This is a genomic window from uncultured Leptotrichia sp., from assembly GCF_938036635.1.
GTDB lineage: Bacteria > Fusobacteriota > Fusobacteriia > Fusobacteriales > Leptotrichiaceae > Leptotrichia > Leptotrichia hongkongensis.
The window spans coordinates 1-1817 of record NZ_CALHQO010000060.1 but is presented as its reverse complement, the minus strand read 5'-3'; the positions used below and the strand labels follow the sequence as shown (position 1 = coordinate 1817).

At 24.2% G+C, this 1817-nt stretch carries 3 protein-coding genes; all 3 read right to left on the bottom strand.

Features of this window, described 5'->3' with window-relative positions:
* Positions 1–113: 113 nt before the first annotated feature.
* The 3 genes from Q0370_RS01060 to Q0370_RS01050 all read right to left on the bottom strand — a co-directional run bounded on the left by Q0370_RS01060 (position 114) and on the right by Q0370_RS01050 (position 1506).
* Complete coding sequence (locus Q0370_RS01060; protein ID WP_299570920.1) at positions 114–647, bottom strand: hypothetical protein; 534 nt, start codon at positions 645–647, stop codon at positions 114–116.
* Positions 648–921: 274 nt separating this feature from the next.
* Positions 922–1050, bottom strand: a complete 129-nt coding sequence (locus Q0370_RS01055; RefSeq protein WP_299570918.1) for a hypothetical protein — start codon at positions 1048–1050, stop codon at positions 922–924.
* Between the two features lie 249 nt (positions 1051–1299).
* A complete protein-coding gene (locus tag Q0370_RS01050; RefSeq protein WP_299570915.1) occupies positions 1300–1506 on the bottom strand; it encodes a hypothetical protein in 207 nt (68 codons plus the stop codon).
* Positions 1507–1817 lie beyond the last annotated feature (311 nt).

The following is a 1817-nucleotide window of genomic DNA, read 5'->3' as shown; positions in this document are numbered from 1 at the left end:
CTCATAATAAACTCTTCCGTCTTCTCCAATAATTTTTCTTGCCATAATTTTTCCTTTCAAAAAATTTTTGTTTTTATAAATATCTAATCAAACCATTCAATAATTTCTTTATCTTAATAAATTATATCATTAGTAGGATAAAGATTTTCCATTTTTCTGACTTCATCAATAAATCCTGCGTAATGACTGAAGTACTTCTCATTGTAATAATATGAAGTTGTATCATTAGTAAAGTTGTAGACAATTTTGTAAAGCATATAAGTGTCTTCATAATCAGGATTATGCATATAAAGTCTTATATTTACGTTTTCTGGTATTAAATCCCCTTTTCTTCGATTTAATTTCACTTCATCAAATATTCCAACTTTCTTTACAAATGTATTAAATGCATTGACTGCTTCATCTAGATTCAGCGATTTAGCATTAATGTCATTAAGCATTAACCCTATGTCAATATCATTTTCATCGTTACTTCGCCAGTAAGCCATTAAAGTGTCGTTGTTATCACAGTAAACTTTGCTGGTAAGGTTATGCTTTTTAATTACACCAATGTATTTCTTTAAAGTTTGATTGGGTTCACTTACCCAATTGCAAGTATTTGAAAAGCATAAACTGGATAAAAATACAAAAAATAAGATTTTTTTCAAAAGTTGTTTTCTCCTTTCTGTGATTTATGAATGGTTCGCTTCATATTACTCATCTAAAATTTGTTCTTTTATTTCTCTTATCCAACTGTTGAGTTCAAAAGTTATTTATAAAACACTTTAAAATTTTTGCTTTAACTTTATATAAAAATATAAAACAACAAATTGAAATTAAAATAATCATACTAGAATCTACAGTTAAATTTGGTAAGGAAAAATAAAATGGTAAGAATAAAGGGTTTATAACTCCTTATACATATTTTTTTAATTTTCTTTGTTATTGGGATGGTCTTATATCAAATATAATTTTAAGTCCTTTAGATTTTAATAGATTCTCAAACTTTCTGTTGAAGTCTTTTTCACTTTTTGTCATTATATTTAAATCTAATATTTCTAGTCTAGTCATTTTATATACCTCTTTTCTGTTTTTTTTATATGATTATTATTCATACTTACATAATTCAACTATGTAAGGTAAAATTATAAATACAAAGAATAAAAACAACCAATCAATAAACATTTTTTTGTATCTATATTTATACTCTAAGTACGTAACATTACATATTGAAGCAATGTACACTAAATAATGTATTGCTATTGCCAGTAAATACATACCCAAAAAATATATAAATTTTTCCATTTTTTTTATCCCTTCTTATTTCCAATTGTTATAAAACTCACTTCCATTTTTAAGTATATATTTTTCAAAATTATCAAAATCATTTATTTCTTTTAACAATTTTATAAGTTCAGCCCATTCCCATTTGAATAGGACTTCTAAATCTACAAAACTTTGTTTGGTATCCCCAAACTTATCCCTATTGTAAAAAACATATTCTACTGTATCAATGTTAGATAGCACTTTTAAAATGCTAACCTTTTCATTGACTCTTATAATGTAAAATATTTTTTTACAATTTTTTTGATTTTGTAAATCTTTGTTATAAATCCTAAGTTGTAAATTTACAGGATATTCTTTTAATTCCTTACCAAACTCAATCTTGTGAATTAAGTCAACTATTTTATCTTTTAAAGTTTTTTTTGTGGTTTTCTTTTATACAGCATTTTACCTCCTTAAAGACTTTCCAGCAATTCAATGAATAATTGAATTTCTGAATTATCATTGTATTCAATTTCAGAAAATTTATTTTTTTCTTTTTAATTAAATCTTGT

Coding starts and splice junctions, on each gene's coding strand:
- Q0370_RS01055 (WP_299570918.1), bottom strand. CDS start 1,050: ATGACTAGACTAGAAATATTAGATTTAAATATAATGACAAAAAGTGAA.